Annotated in this window: 12 protein-coding genes and 1 pseudogene; 9 read left to right on the top strand and 4 right to left on the bottom strand. The window is 47.3% G+C overall.

The window, feature by feature from the left end:
- Positions 1–311: 311 nt before the first annotated feature.
- From SFV55_RS11075 to SFV55_RS11060, 4 genes and pseudogenes are all read right to left on the bottom strand, one after another.
- A pseudogene (locus SFV55_RS11075) lies at positions 312–583 on the bottom strand (tyrosine-type recombinase/integrase).
- Positions 584–610: 27 nt separating this feature from the next.
- The gene (locus SFV55_RS11070; RefSeq protein ID WP_320029565.1) at positions 611–1,096 is read right to left on the bottom strand and encodes a Uma2 family endonuclease; all 486 of its coding nucleotides are present in this window, start codon (positions 1,094–1,096) and stop codon (positions 611–613) included.
- A gap of 171 nt (positions 1,097–1,267) precedes the next feature.
- Positions 1,268–1,609, bottom strand: a complete 342-nt coding sequence (locus SFV55_RS11065) for a P-II family nitrogen regulator (protein ID WP_320029564.1) — start codon at positions 1,607–1,609, stop codon at positions 1,268–1,270.
- 21 nt (positions 1,610–1,630) lie between these two features.
- Positions 1,631–2,875 carry an ammonium transporter gene (locus SFV55_RS11060; RefSeq protein WP_320029563.1) on the bottom strand — a complete coding sequence of 415 codons (1,245 nt, stop codon included), beginning with the start codon at positions 2,873–2,875 and terminating at the stop codon, positions 1,631–1,633.
- Positions 2,876–3,231: 356 nt separating this feature from the next.
- Between SFV55_RS11060 and SFV55_RS11055 the strand changes: the two genes are divergently transcribed.
- The 9 genes from SFV55_RS11055 (at position 3,232) to SFV55_RS11015 (ending at position 14,570) form a co-directional block, all read left to right on the top strand.
- On the top strand, positions 3,232–4,773 hold the full coding sequence (locus SFV55_RS11055) for an NAD(P)/FAD-dependent oxidoreductase (RefSeq protein WP_320029562.1): 1,542 nt from the start codon (positions 3,232–3,234) through the stop codon (positions 4,771–4,773).
- A gap of 87 nt (positions 4,774–4,860) precedes the next feature.
- A complete protein-coding gene (locus SFV55_RS11050) occupies positions 4,861–6,450 on the top strand; it encodes a flavin monoamine oxidase family protein (RefSeq protein WP_320029561.1) in 1,590 nt (529 codons plus the stop codon).
- Positions 6,451–6,841: 391 nt separating this feature from the next.
- The gene (locus SFV55_RS11045) at positions 6,842–8,122 is read left to right on the top strand and encodes an agmatine deiminase family protein (RefSeq protein ID WP_320029560.1); all 1,281 of its coding nucleotides are present in this window, start codon (positions 6,842–6,844) and stop codon (positions 8,120–8,122) included.
- A complete protein-coding gene (locus SFV55_RS11040) occupies positions 8,119–9,270 on the top strand; it encodes an MFS transporter (protein WP_320029559.1) in 1,152 nt (383 codons plus the stop codon). The genes SFV55_RS11045 and SFV55_RS11040 overlap by 4 nt, the downstream gene beginning before the upstream one ends.
- A 235-nt stretch (positions 9,271–9,505) precedes the next feature.
- Positions 9,506–11,881, top strand: coding sequence for an ABC transporter permease (locus tag SFV55_RS11035; RefSeq protein WP_320029558.1), 2,376 nt, complete (start codon positions 9,506–9,508; stop codon positions 11,879–11,881).
- Between the two features lie 122 nt (positions 11,882–12,003).
- Positions 12,004–13,326: a sugar porter family MFS transporter gene (locus SFV55_RS11030; RefSeq protein WP_320029557.1), complete on the top strand. Its 1,323-nt coding sequence runs from the start codon at positions 12,004–12,006 to the stop codon at positions 13,324–13,326.
- A gap of 89 nt (positions 13,327–13,415) precedes the next feature.
- Positions 13,416–13,646 carry a hypothetical protein gene (locus SFV55_RS11025; protein ID WP_320029556.1) on the top strand — a complete coding sequence of 77 codons (231 nt, stop codon included), beginning with the start codon at positions 13,416–13,418 and terminating at the stop codon, positions 13,644–13,646.
- A 67-nt stretch (positions 13,647–13,713) separates the two neighbouring features.
- The gene (locus SFV55_RS11020; RefSeq protein ID WP_320029555.1) at positions 13,714–13,995 is read left to right on the top strand and encodes a hypothetical protein; all 282 of its coding nucleotides are present in this window, start codon (positions 13,714–13,716) and stop codon (positions 13,993–13,995) included.
- Entirely contained in the window at positions 13,992–14,570 is a 579-nt protein-coding gene (locus SFV55_RS11015) for an HAD family hydrolase (protein ID WP_320029554.1), read from the top strand. Before SFV55_RS11020 ends, SFV55_RS11015 begins: the two co-directional genes overlap by 4 nt.
- Positions 14,571–14,605: the final 35 nt, after the last annotated feature.

Below are 14,605 nucleotides of genomic sequence, written 5' to 3'. Positions count from 1 at the left end.
GCTATCGAGAATTTGTTTGATTCGTACTTCATCACTGAGCAATTCAGAAAGGAAGCCTTCCAGAATGGCGAAGTTGGCTTTGTGACGAAGCATTTTCTTCATCGCCCAGTCGAAACGAACCAATTTTTTGGCCATTGCGGTTATTTTTTCAACAAAGATAAGATGTTTTAGGGAGAAAAAGTGGAAATTTTTTGTGTTGGAATGGGGGAGGTAACGGGAGCATGGGCGACGTGCTACCACTTATACCCCATAAGATATGCTTTGATTTACAAGGTAAAAACATTACTTTGATTTTCCAAGTGAGTGTTACATTAAATCTGGACTTCATCAATCAGGCTTTTGATTCTATCCCAGTCTTTATGGGTGATGTGGGTATAAATCTCAGTTGTTTTGCTACTCTCGTGACCCAAAAGCTCTTGGATATACCTCAAGTCAACTCCTTTTCCAGCAGATGTGTAGCAAAAGAATGGCGCAAAGTACGCACGGTGGCATCTGGATTAACTCGAGCTTTTAATTTAGCTTCTGTGAAAATCTTTTGCACACATCTTTCACTGTATTGCCCACCAGTTTGTCCGTCAAACAGCTAGTCGATGGTGTTTCATGCCACTGCTCACCTAAACACCTCCCTCAACTCCACCTCAATCCCTGTCACCGGATCCACCAACTTCTCATTTTGTTGAAAAGTGGCCGTTTGGCCGTTCGGAGTAGTGATGTGAATGATGTTTAAACCAGGCACCACAAACCAGGCCGATTGTACATTGGCGGTGAAATAAATATCCCGAGCTTTGCTCAACAAATCTTCGATGCCTTGAGAATAGGACAAAATCTCAATGGTGACGATTGGTGCCTGCGTCACTTTGTGTTCCTCTTTCCACCAGTCATAGGAAAGGTTCGGATAAATACAGAGATCGGGGCGGGCACGGCCAGGCAATTCCAGATCTAATTCAGGCAAAACATCAAATTTGTCCTCATAACGCAGCAATTCAGCAATCAGACGGCTCTGAATGCGGGCATGGTTTTTACCGGCCATCGGTTTTACTATTTCGTCTTCGTAATTGGGTACTACAATTTCATTGATTTCTTCGCGGATGGTCATGCCTGATCTTTTGGTTGTACAAACACTCCTGTGCAAACAAAGTTAAGCAATTCTAAAAGTATGGTCAAGTTTTTTATAAAAGTCAAAATACAACAAAAGGGCAGCCAAGCCCAATCCTTCTCCCGACCGTTCTTAGCTGCCCTCCTTGCAAAAATCCAATGGAATCTGAACCTACCTTATCGCCTCATTCCCCCGCACCCCATTTCTAATCCTCACCGCATCCAGTACGTCATAAACAAAAATTTTGCCGTCGCCAATGTTCCCTTCGGAAGCATTGGTGAGGATGACGTCGATGCACTTTTCCAGGTTTTCATCGCTGACTACGCAGATGATCAGGATTTTGGAGTGCAAAATGAGTGGAATTTCCGTTCCACGGTATACTTCGGCATACCCTTTTTGTAAGCCTGCACCTTTGACCGGCATTACGGTCATGCAGGGAATTTCCGCAGCAACCAGGCCAGCTTGTACCGCCTTGAGTTTGGAAGGTCTTATGATGGCTTCTACCTTTTTCATGTTGAAAATGTTGTGCTTAGGTTAATCAAAAGTCGTGTAAGCTTCCACCCCGTACTCGGCGGAGTCGATACCCGCCAATTCCACGTTCCGTTGTACCCGAATGCCAATTAGTTTATCCAATAACTTGAACAAAACGAAGGCAGCAACAAAGGAAAAGGCGCCAATCACGGCCACTCCCTGAAATTGCACCCACAATCCAGACCACTGCCCCGTGGTAAACAAGCCGTTTTTGAGGGAAAACAAACCCACCGCCAAGGTTCCAAAAGCGCCATTAACTCCGTGCACCGCAACCGCTCCAACTGGGTCGTCGATGTGCATGCGATCAATGGTGATCACCGCAATGTCGACCAGGATACCAGCCACCAAACCAATCAGCAAGGCTGCGCCGGGTGTGACCACATTACACCCGGCAGTGATGGCCACCAAACCAGCCAGAATGCCATTGATCACCATGGTGATGTCCACGGCTTTGTGGCGCAAACGCGTGTACACCATTGTGGAAATGCCACCCATCGCCGAAGCCAAAAAGGTGTTGACGGCCACCGTGCCAATCATTTCCCACTTGCCTACGGCGCCGAGGGTAGAGCCCGGATTGAAACCAAACCAGCCAAACCACAACACAAAGGCCCCTACCGCAGCCAGGGTCAGGTTGTGCCCTGGAATTGGATTGATGGAACCATCCGCATTGTACTTACCAATGCGTGGGCCCAAAGCAATAGCCCCCGCCAGCGCCGCGAACCCACCGAGGGTGTGTACGACAGCAGAACCCGCAAAATCGTTGAAACCTTGCAAAGCCAGCCAACCTTTGGGATTCCAGGCCCAATTGGCGGCCATGGGATAAATCAGGGCACAAAAAACGGTCACGAACGCGGCGTAGGCCCACACCTTCATTCGTTCGGCAATCGCCCCGGAGACGATTGAAATGGCGGCCACCGCAAAACCCATTTGGATGAACCAAAAGAGGGTGTTTGAAACGGTCAGGCCCAGCCCCAGGTCGTAGTCCAAAATACCTACGCCGAAGGCAAACCAACCGTTGGAGCGACCATAAGCAATGGCAAATCCAACGCCATAAAAAGCAATACCGCCAAAAATGACATCAATGATCACCTTGGCGATGATGCTGATGGAGTTTTTGGAACGGACAAAACCCGCTTCCAATAAGGCGAAACCGCCCTCCATCTGAAAAATTAAGGCAGCACAAAGGGCTACCCATACAGAATCGATGGCGTGCACCAATTCTGCCTGGTTTTTCACTAATTCTTCCATAAAGTTGAGTTGAAAAGGAATGATAGGGGCAACGCGCAGTACGTATACCCAAGAATGAAGTGAGTAAAAAACCGGTGAAAAACAGTCTTATGCTTTAGTTGAAAAAAGACATCAAACGGTTCCGTTCACCGCTGTTGCGAAGATATAAGGTAACTTTATATCTAGATGGGTTTGAATGCCGTGAATTTGAGGCATTATTTTGGCTTTTTTACGTTGGCCACGATAGGTAGCCAAAAAGATGCTCCAATTTTTGGCATTTTACCTGGCTGGACAGAAAATTATTCAAGTGTACTTTGGAAAGAAAAAAAAGCTATTTTTAAACGAAAAACACAGGCTGCCCTAACCATACTATACTTATGAAAACGCACCTTGCCCACCTCATGCAGCGCAGCTTTCAACGTGCCTTGCAACGTTCTGCACCGGACTATTGGCGTAGCCGCCGCCAGTTTGTGCGTCAGTTTACCGGGCTTTCGGCCGGGGTGTTGATGGGGCAATCTTTATGGCCGGAAATGGCCAACAAGCCTAAAGTACTGATCATCGGGGCGGGAATCGCAGGTTTGAGCGCGGCCCATCAGCTCAAAAAAGCAGGCATCAAGGCGCATTTGTACGAGGCTTCGAACCGTTTTGGTGGCCGGATGATGACCCTGCGCAATTATTTTGGACCAGGATTGACCACCGAGTTGGGCGGCGAGTTCATCGACGCCTATCACGAAGACATGCTGGCCTTGGCCAAAGAATTCAATCTGGAAATCTACGACCTCAGGAAAGACGAGGCTTCACTCGAACAGTCTTTGTACTTTGGTGGAAAACGCTACACCGAAGCAGATTTAAGCAAGGCCATTGAACCTTTTATACCTCAATTTCGGGCCAGTTTGGAAAAACTACCGGAAGACTTTGAACAAATCTCCTACCACAACGCTAATTCCTGGAAAAGCCTGGACCAACTCTCCATTCCGCAATACCTCGACAGCATTGGTGTAAAGGGCTGGCTCAAAGATTTTTACCACAGCAACATGTCGAGTTATTACACCATGGATGCTGCCGAGCAATCGGTGATAAATCTTTTCCTGCTTTTAGGTTTGCCTGCAGTTGGCCATGAACACGAAGAACAGGAAGAAGTAGCCGAAATTTTTAAAATCCGGGGTGGCAGCCAGGCTTTGACCGAGGCCTTGGCAAAATCGCTGGATGGCCAAATCAAACTCGGCCATGCTTTGACGGAGATCATCAAACACCCAGATGGTACTTACACCGCCGTCTTTGACCACCTGGGCAAGTCCAAAACAATCAAGGCCGATTACCTGATTTTGACCTTACCTTTTACCAAACTGCGGGAGGTAAAAACGACTGGCTTCCAATGGTCGCCCATCAAAGGCAAATGCATTCAGGAACTGGGCTATGGCAATGGAGGGAAAATCCTGTTTGGCCTTAATGAACGCATTTGGCGCAAGCACGGCTATCAGGGTGGCTTCAATACCGACTTGCCCGCTTACAGTGGTTGGGACAGCAGCCGCATGCAGCCCGGCGATTTGGCCAGCCTGACCGTTTTTGGCGGCAGCAACATCGGCCACGATGCGGCGAACTTGACCCAACATGAACTGATCAACAAATACCTCCCCGGCCTGGAGCAAATGTGGCCCGGATTCAACGCCGCCACCAACGGCAAAATGCACAAGTTCTCCTGGGAAAATTACCCCTTCAACCTCGGCTCCTATACCGCCTATAAAACCGGACAATGGGCCAGTTTTGGCGGAGCCGAAAAAGAATCCGAAGGCAATATCCTCTTTGCTGGGGAACATTGTAGTGTGGTTTTTCAGGGATACATGAATGGAGGAGCGTACTCGGGAAGGGTGGCTGCGGAGAAGCTGCTTTTTGAATTCAATGCTAAAAAAACTGGATAGAGCCGGTTTTTTATAGTTCCTCTGGAACATTCCTTCAACTTTAGGACACCCTAAAACCATAATGTTAAATCTCAAAACACCACCCAAATGGCAAAAACATCCTTAATCAACATCCTCAAAAAGGCTTACCGCCTTGCCCAACTCAGCGATCAACCCAACACGCCGGGGATTGACGAAATCGCCGAATGGCACCAAACCCAACAGCGGAAAAACTGGTCGCGCCGCAGTTTTTTGGAGACCTCCTTCCAGGCGGGTATCGCCATTGGGGGGACCAGCCTTTTGGGGGGCTATGCCATGGCAGGTCCCAAACCAGCCTTTGATACTTCAGCGAAGGTCGTGATTGTTGGGGCGGGAATTGCTGGTTTACACGCAGGTCATTGTTTGAAAAAAGGAGGTTTTCCTGGAAAAGGGATTCAAATTTATGAAGCCAGCAACCGCACTGGAGGCCGGATGTTCACCAGCAAACTTTTTGGCAATGACATGACCACCGAGTTGGGCGGGGAATTTACGGATAGTGATCACCTCGACATCCTGAACCTGGCCAAACAATTCAACATTACCATTTTGGACAAAGAATCCGATGACCAGCTCATTGGTGATGCCTTTTTCTTTGATGGCAAGCATTATACCTTGAATGATGTGATCATCGCTTTTCAAAGCTGTCGCAAAAAAATCGCTGCGGATGCCAAATCCCTCGGCAAAAACTACGATACCCCACAATGTGAAAGTTTGGACCGCACCACGCTTAAAGCTTACCTCGATAGCCTCCAAGCCGATGCCTGGTTCAAAAAAATGCTCGAAGTAGCCTACGTAGGCGAGTATGGCCGCTCAGCAGAGGAACAATCGGCCTTGAACCTCATTGACATGATTGGCACCAAAAAGAAAGGTTTCAAAATATTTGGAGACAGCGACGAACGCTACAAACTGCTGGGTGGCAACCAGCAAATTTGTGATCGGCTCGCCGATGGGTTAAAAGAAAACATCAATTTGGGGCACATGCTGGTTGCGGTTAAAAACAAAGGTCAGGGTTTTGTGTTGACCTTTTCTGTAGGTGCTTCGACCAAAGAGGTAGAAGCCGATTATGTGGTGATGACCATCCCCTACACCATTTTGCAAGACGTGCAGGGCATCGACCAACTAACAGGTATCACCCCAGAAAAGCTCAAATGCATCCGTGAATTGGGTTATGGTTTGAACGGCAAGATGTTTCTGGGCCTGAACAGCCGCCCCTGGCGTGCACTCCAACCGGGCTATCAAGGGTACATTTACACTGAAAATATTCACACGGGTTGGGATAACTACCATTTACAAAACCAAAACCAGGGGCCATCCGTATTCACCGTCTTTTTGGGCGGCACCCCCGGCACCGCCGTTTCGCCTCAAAAAGCAGCCAGTTATGTTCCAGAATTGGCAAAGGCTTTCCCCGGCTTTCAATCGGCCTTTTTGCCCAGCCAAATTGCTGCCATGAACTGGGCCACCAATCCCTTGCAAAAAGGAAGTTATGCCTGTTACAAGCCAGGTCAATGGACGGATATTTCGGGGCAGGAAGGGGCACCGATTGGCAATATGCTCTTTGCTGGGGAGCATTGCAGTGTGGACTTCCAGGGGTATATGAATGGGGCAGCGGAGACGGGAAGACTTGCTGCGACGCAGATATTGACCAGGATTAAGAAGTAACTCACATTACGCAGTTTTTAACCGCAGAGTTTAGCAGAGTACCCGCAGAGTTTCTCAGAGTTTCTTTTAGTTTTAAGGAGGTTGCCACCTGCGGTGGCGAGTGTTCAGGCACTACTGAAATTTGATTTTTTCTTACTAGCTGCTGCTCAATGCGGCCTCTGAGTACTCTTTGCCATCGCATATGGCTCAACTTAAACCTCTGAGAAACTCTGCGTGTACTCTACTCTGCGGTTAAAAAAATGCAGTTAAGTTATTTTAAATGAGTCGTTAAGCGCGAAATTGTGCAAATTAAACCCCTCGAAAGTCTGAAACTTTCGAGGGGGGGCTGGCGTTTTACCCTGATTCTGAGATTTGTAAATAGAACCCAATTAACTATAAAAAGCACAACGCCATGCAAAAAATCATCTTCGCCTTTACCTCCATTCTTTTTTTGTTATTTGGCTGTAAAAACCCGGAATCCAATGAGAAATCACTCTACCGTCAATCCGCCGAATTCGAACCCAGCGAAGCCATCTGGCTCCTCTGGTCCAACTACGACCACCGCGCAGACATGCCCAATGAACAAGCCACGCTGGACATCATCTCCGCCCTGGTGCCCCACGTAAAAGTCAAACTCATTGTGGCCAACGATTCCTTGTACCAACACGCCCGCAGCAAAATCCGCCCCGATTGGTTGGAAAAACAACAAGTGAGCATTTTTAAAATGCCCTATCAGGAATTTTGGGCCAGGGATATGGGGCCGTCCTTTGTACTGGATCAGCAGGGAAAACTGGCAATGGCCGATTTTAACTTTAATGCCTGGGGCATCGGCAGTTTGCAGGATTCCACGGTGAAAATCGATGAATCTCTGGATGAGCGGGTGGCGAAAATGATGAAACTACCCGTCATTTCTTCTCCCTTGATTACAGAAGGCGGCAACCACGAGGTGAATGGTCGGGGTACATTAATGTTGACGGAAAAAGTGGAACGAGGCCGCAATCCAAAGTTGAGTTTGGCCCAAATGGAAAGAGAATATCAGCGCCTGTTGGGGGTCAAAAATGTCATCTGGCTCAAGGAAGGTTTGTATGAAGACGATTACACCCAGCGTAGCCCTCTGCCGGGACCCAAGGGCGAAAAACTGTACACCCTGCTCACCACCAATGGCCACATTGACGAAATGGCCCGTTTTGTGGATGCCCATACCATCTTGCTAGCTGAGGTTGATTCAAGCGACCTGGATGAACCCATCGGGCGAGAAAACCAGCGCCGTTTGGAGCAAAACCTGAATATTTTACAAGCAGCCCGAGATCAGGACGGCAAAGCCTTCAGAATTATTCGGATGCCCTTACCCAAACTCATTGTGGATACGCTGTACCCAGGAGATGGAACCTATGATTTGATCAGTACTAGCGATTTTGAAAACGGGCATCAATTCCCCAAAGGCAAACCAGTGCTGGGCATTGCCGCTGCCAGCTACCTCAACTTTTTGATCGCCAATGGCTGTGTTTTGGTGCCTGCTTATTACCGCCCAGGGGCTGATCCCGAAGTGAAAAAACGCGATGAACAGGCACAAACCATTTTGCAGTCGGTTTTTCCCAAGAAAAAAATCATTCCAATTGACGCACTGGCTGTAAATTTCGGCGGTGGAGGCATACATTGCATCACCATCAACGAACCGAAATCGAAACAATGAAAACCTACAATCGCCAACTCATTTTTGCAGCAGCCTGTGCCGGACTTTTCCTTTTTGGGGTAGGAGTCATCACCTTTGGCTCGATCGCCCCCGATTTAAAAGCAAAGTTTTCACTCGATGAGTTGGAGATCGGTGGATTGTTTTCCTTGTTTCCCATGGGTATCCTGGTGGGGTCCCTGAGTTTTGGTCCCATCACCGACCGTTCGGGGTATCGACTCTTATTGGGAGCCTGCAGTGCCATGTTAGCATTGGGTTTTGCAGGCATTGGTCTGGCCACAACACTCTGGATGGTGCAGATCAGCATCATTTTGATTGGTATGGGAGGTGGTGCCATCAATGGGGCGACGAGTGCCCTGGTAGCCGACATCAGTACCGAAAACAAGGGTGCTAGTCTGGCCTTGTTTGGGTCATTTTTTGGATTGGGCGCCCTGGCTATGCCCTTTGTCCTCGGCCTATTGAAGGGGATAGTCCCTTTTGAAACGATTGTACTGCTGATCGCTGGGTTCACTTTTTTGCTGACCCTGGTTTATTTGACCTTACAATTCCCGGAAGCCAAACATTCCGAAGGCGTTTCGATGGCCCAGGTAGGGCAAATGCTCAAAAATCCGGTTTTACTCTTGATTGGTTTCTTTCTCTTTTGGCAAAATTGTTGCGAAGCCTTGATCAACAATTGGACAACTTCTTACCTATTGGATAAGCAACACCTGGATGGAAGTTGGACTTTGTATGCCTTGTCCTCTTATGTCGCTGGGCTCAGCCTCATGCGGATATTGACCGGAAGTGTTTTTAAAAAAATTCCGGCACCCCAGATTCTTCAAATCAGTATGGCCTTTTTGGTGCTGGGCGCCATCATCCTGGGCTGGATGTCGGGCTTAAGCTGGGTATTTGTTGGCTTGATTTTGTCGGGCTTTGGTTTGGCCCTTGGCTTTCCGGTCATGTTTGGACTCAGCAGCACCTTGTATCCCAAAATGAGTGGTACCGCGATAGGAATTATTTTAGTGTTGTCTTTATTTGGCAATTTGTTGACCAATTACATCATGGGTTTTTTGGCCAAATCCTGGGGCATTGGCGTTTTTTCTCTGGTCTTGTTGAGTGCAACAGTGGTACAGGCTTTTTTTTGCATACTCGTCCTGAAAAAAGTCAATTAAAATTTGATGCTCCTGTCAATTGAATTTTCTGCTTTGGGTTATGAGCGCAAATTCAAACCCCTGAGTTTTTTGAATTGAATGCTTACCATTTCAAGTGGATTAAAACGAACAGTTCGTGTACGAAAATGGACAGGTTTTGTTTTAATGATTGTATTTGGTTTTGATTTTTAATTAAATAAATCCTTGGCACAAAACTTGCCCTTCCCATTGTGAACCAAATTCAATGGGGGGCCATATGTTCAAAAATTACCTGCTTACAACTTTTCGGCAACTTTGGAAAAACCAGGGGTATACCATCATCAATATTTCAGGTTTAGCAATAGGCATCGCCGTTTGTTTGTTGATTGCCCTTTGGGTGAACGACGAACTGCAATACGATCAATTTCACCAAAAGGCTGATCGGATTCACCGCGTGATCTGGAATGGACGCTTTGGAGACAATGAGTGGAAAATCCCCCTTGGCCCAGTCCCGATCAGACGTGCCCTTGAGGACAATTTCCCCGAAGTTGAATACGCTACTCAATTGTACCAAAGCGGAATCACCCTCAAAAAAGGGACCGAATTTGTACGAGAAACGGAGCTGTTGTATGTAGATGAACATTTTACCAAGGTGTTTGACATTGAAGTTCTGGCTGGAGATCTTACTCCTGCCCTTCGCGAGCCCAATACCATCGCCTTGAGTGAAAATGCCGCTCAAAAATATTTCCCCCATCAGAATCCGGTCGGGCAAACGCTCCTGAAAAACGATGGTACTCCACTCAAGGTCTGCGCCCTGGTGCAGGAAATGCCCGCTCAGTCGCATTTCCAGTTCCAGTTTTTGGGCGCTTTGAATCAGTTGCAATTTGTAAAGGAGCGCAAAGATTTGTGGGGTTTTGCTTCAGTGTACAATTATTTTAGCCTCAAACCGGGGAGTGATCCCATCGCACTGGAGAAGAAATTCCAGGCTTATGTGGAGAAAGACATCCTGGAGCAAGAGTTTCGGTCCAAGGGCAACTTTTCACGTTTTCCCTTTCAGAGCCTGAACTCGATCCACCTTGATTCCAATTTGGAAATGGAATTGGGGGTAAATGGCCGCAGGGCCTACCTCTACATTTTTTCAGTGGTGGCCTTGTTTATCCTGGTTTTAGCCTGTATCAATTTCATCAACCTGAGTACTGCCCGCTCCATTACCCGCGCTAAAGAAGTAGGGGTACGCAAAGCGCTAGGCTCAGGGCGGAGCCAATTGATGTTGCAGTTTTTGGGAGAATCTTTTGTAGCAGTATTGGGCGCCTTGCTGCTGGGCTTGACAATTCTTGGCTTTAGTTTGCCCTATTTCAATGTACTAGCCGGAAAAAATATGCAGTTGCAGTTGCTGAATCTACCCTTTTTAATCGCTTTGCTGGCTGCCATTACCTTATTTACAAGCTTGCTGGCGGGGGTATTTCCCGCAGTAGTGCTTTCGGGATTCAATACCATTGCAACATTGAAGGGGCAATTGGGCAGCCAATTGGGGCGTAGCCGCCTGCGCGAATCCTTGGTAGTGGGCCAGTTCTCCATCTCCACCGCCTTGATCATTGGCACCATGGTAGTGGGAACACAGTTTCGGTTTTTGTTGAATTCAGAATTGGGTTTTAACAAGGATCGGGTTTTGGTCATCGACCGGGCTTATGCTTTGGATCAGAACTATGGGGTGTTTTTGGAAAAATTGCGCAAACTGCCCTTCGTCGAAAAGGCAACAGGTGCGGGTGCACTCCCGGGAAAACTATTTGATTCCACCGTTTTTACCGCTGAACAACCCGCGAATTTTAAAGAAAGTTCCTTCAACTATGTCTTTGCTGATCCAGCATACCTGAGCACTTTGAAGGTGAAACTTCAGGCTGGCCGTGATTTTCGCCAAAACTCCCGCGCAGATTCACTCGCTTGTATCATCAATCAGGCCATGGCTAAAAAACTGGGTTGGGCCGATCCTCTGGGAAAACACATCACGGGAGGGAACAACGCTGCCTATCAAGTTATTGGCGTGATGGAAGATTTTCATTACCTATCCTTACATCACCAGGTTGAACCACTGCTTTTATTGCCCTCCATTTGGACTCCCTCCTATTTGGCTGTTCGCTTGAAGGCAGGGGACCTGGCTGCTCAGATCAATGAGGTGAAACAACTTTGGAGTGAACTTGCCCCAATTGCGCCCTTTGAATACACCTTCATGGAGGACGATTATCTGAAATTTTATGAGGCAGAGCAACGCCTTGGTCGGGTGTTTTTCCTCTTTTCGGTATTGGCATTGTTCATTGCGGGCTTAGGTTTGTTTGGGCTGGCCTATTACATGGTCGCCCGGCGCACCAAGGAAATTGGTGTACGGAAAGTGCTTGGGGCGGGAGTAGGAACGGTGGTACGTTTGTTGGCTTTTGACTTCCTGAAACTGGTTGTGATAGCCGTTTTGTTGGCAGCACCTGTGGCCTATTGGCTGCTGCAACGCTGGTTGCAGGATTTTGCTTATCGGATCGATATGCCCTGGTGGGTTTATGTTGCCTCAGGTGGCATTGCGCTAGGCATCGCGCTACTTACGGTGAGCTTCCAGAGCATCCGGGCGGCCTTGAAAAATCCAGTAACGGCGCTAAGGAGTGAATGAAAAGATGAGAGATGAAAGATGATAGCGGGAGTCTGGAGATGCCAGGATTGTCATCCCTCTCTTATCTTTCATCTCTCATCTCTCATCTTTTTATTAGTTTCGTGTGTAAATCAACTCTACACATGAATCGCAAAATTGTACTTTGGTCCATTACCGTTGCATTGGGTGGTTTTTTATTTGGTTTGGATACGGCCGTAATTTCTGGGGCGGAACAAGCCATCCAAAAACTTTGGACGCTGAATGATTTCTGGCACGGGCTGGCAGTCGCCATGGCCCTATATGGCACCGTGTTTGGAGCAGCCTTGGGTGGCTGGCCCAGTGATGCGCTGGGGCGAAAAAAAACCTTGTTTTGGATCGGCATCCTTTATCTTGTTTCTGCCTTGGGTTCTGCCTTGGCCCAGGACGTCAATACCTTTATGGTTTTCCGTTTTATCGGTGGCTTGGGGGTAGGAGCCTCATCCGTAGCTGCGCCGCTGTACATTTCGGAAATCTCTCCCGCCAAATCGCGGGGACAATTGGTGGCTATTTTCCAATTCAATATCGTTTTGGGTATCCTCATCGCTTATGTGAGCAATTATGCATTACAAGGCGTGGGTGGGGAAGAATCCTGGCGTTGGATGCTGGGCATTGTTGCTTTGCCCTCCCTGGCCTTTATCATTTTTGTACTTTTTGTGCCGGAAAGCCCCCGTTGGCTGATCATCAAACGGGGTGATGAAAATTCAGCACGAGAGACGCTTGAAATCATCAACCCAGGGGAAGTGGATGCATCGATCAAAGCCATTCGGGACTCTATCCACCAGGAAGTAGGCAAGCGGGTAGAGCCATTTTTTTCCAAAAAATATTCCTGGCCGATTTTGCTGGCTTTTTTATTCGCCTTGTTCAACCAGGTTTCAGGCATCAATGCGGTGATTTATTACGCTCCCCGGATTTTTGAATTGGCAGGTCAAGGGGCGAGTACGGCTTTGTTGTCCTCAACCGGAATTGGAGTCGTCAACCTGATCTTTACCATGGTGGGCATCACCTTAATTGACCGCTTTGGGCGCAAGTTGTTGATGTACATTGGTTCGATTGGTTACATCTTATCTTTGTCTTTGATTGCTTATTCCTTCTTTACCGAGTCATATACCGGCATTACCCTTTTCCTATTTATGTTCATTGCTGCACATGCCCTGGGGCAAGGCGCAGTGATCTGGGTGTTCATCTCCGAAATTTTCCCCAACCAGGTACGGGCAGCCGGACAATCTTTCGGCAGTTTTACCCACTGGATTTTTGCGGCATTGATCGCCAACGTATTTCCTTACTTTGCCAATAATTTTGGTACGGGTTCGGTGTTCCTGTTTTTTACGGCCATGATGGTGCTGCAATTGTTGTTTGTGGCGTTCATGATGCCAGAAACAAAAGGGGCAACGCTGGAGGATTTGGAGAAGCGGATTATGGGGCATTGAGGGGTGGAACAAGGCCTTTGTTAGTTTTATGACGAAGGCCTTGTTTATTACTTGGAAAACGAATATTTTTGAAATGTAAAATTTAGATGATGATAGATACTGATTTTTCTGTTGATACTATGACGGTGAGTTACCTAACAGATGAAGATGGTAACAAAACTGGAGTAGTGTTACCCATTAAATTTTGGACAGAAATAAAGCCGATGTTAGAGTTGGAATACATGAAGCGAAAGCTCAAAAAAGCTTTTGAAGAGGTGGCAGCAATAGAGAGAGGGGAAATTCCAGTCGTAACGCTTAGAGAGTTTTTAGATGAACTTTAATGTAAGACTTACCCCTGAGTTTCAGAAAAACGCAAAAAGGCTGATAAAAAAATATCCATCGCTCAAAATGGAACTCAATGCCTTGCTTGAACAACTTGAGGAAAATCCTATTTATGGTATTCAAATCATGGAAGGCGTTTATAAAGTTCGACTGGCTATAAAAAGTAAAAACAAAGGCAAAAGTGGAGGGGCAAGAACCATTCATTTTATTTACCAAGCTCAAAAAACAGGAGAAATTGGTAAAGTATATCTTTTGACTATTTATGATAAATCAGACCAAGATTCAGTAGCTAAAGCCAGTCTGGAAGAAGTTATTGAAGGTATTAAAAAGGATTCAGAAGAAGAATGAATCCATTGCTCTACCACACCCTCTTCCTCGACCGCGACGGCGTGATCAATGAACGCCTCCCAGGCGACTACGTAGCCCAATGGTCCGAATTTCAATTCACCCCGCGTGCCCTCGAAGCACTGGCTTTTTTTGCCAACCATTTCCAGTACATCATCGTGGTCACCAACCAACAAGGCATTGGCAAGGGCCAAATGAGCGAAACCCAACTGGCTGAGATCCATCAAAAAATGATCCAGGAAATTGTAGTGGCAGGTGGCCGCATCGATGCCATTTATCATTGCCCCGACCTATCGAGTGTCCCCAACAATTGCCGCAAACCCGCGCCAGCCATGGCCCTCAAAGCCCAGGCAGATTTTCCAGCCATTGATTTTCAAACTTCAATCATGGTTGGAGATTCGGTTTCCGACCTGGAATTTGGCCAAAACCTGGGCATGTACACCGTACTCATTGAAGGCAAAAATGACGAATTGGATAAACTAGAACGAGCTTTGGCGAACCGCCTACAAATCCGCCAACGCTTTGCTTCATTGTGGGGATTTGCCGAGTATTGTCAGACTTCAAATCTTAACTTATAGTGGTGTCGCTGCGACAGCTTCAACTTTCTCAACAA

It is taken from the genome of Haliscomenobacter sp. (assembly GCF_033763495.1).
Taxonomy (GTDB): domain Bacteria; phylum Bacteroidota; class Bacteroidia; order Chitinophagales; family Saprospiraceae; genus Haliscomenobacter.
Note: the sequence above shows the minus strand (reverse complement) of the source record. Positions and strands in the feature narration are given on the sequence as shown.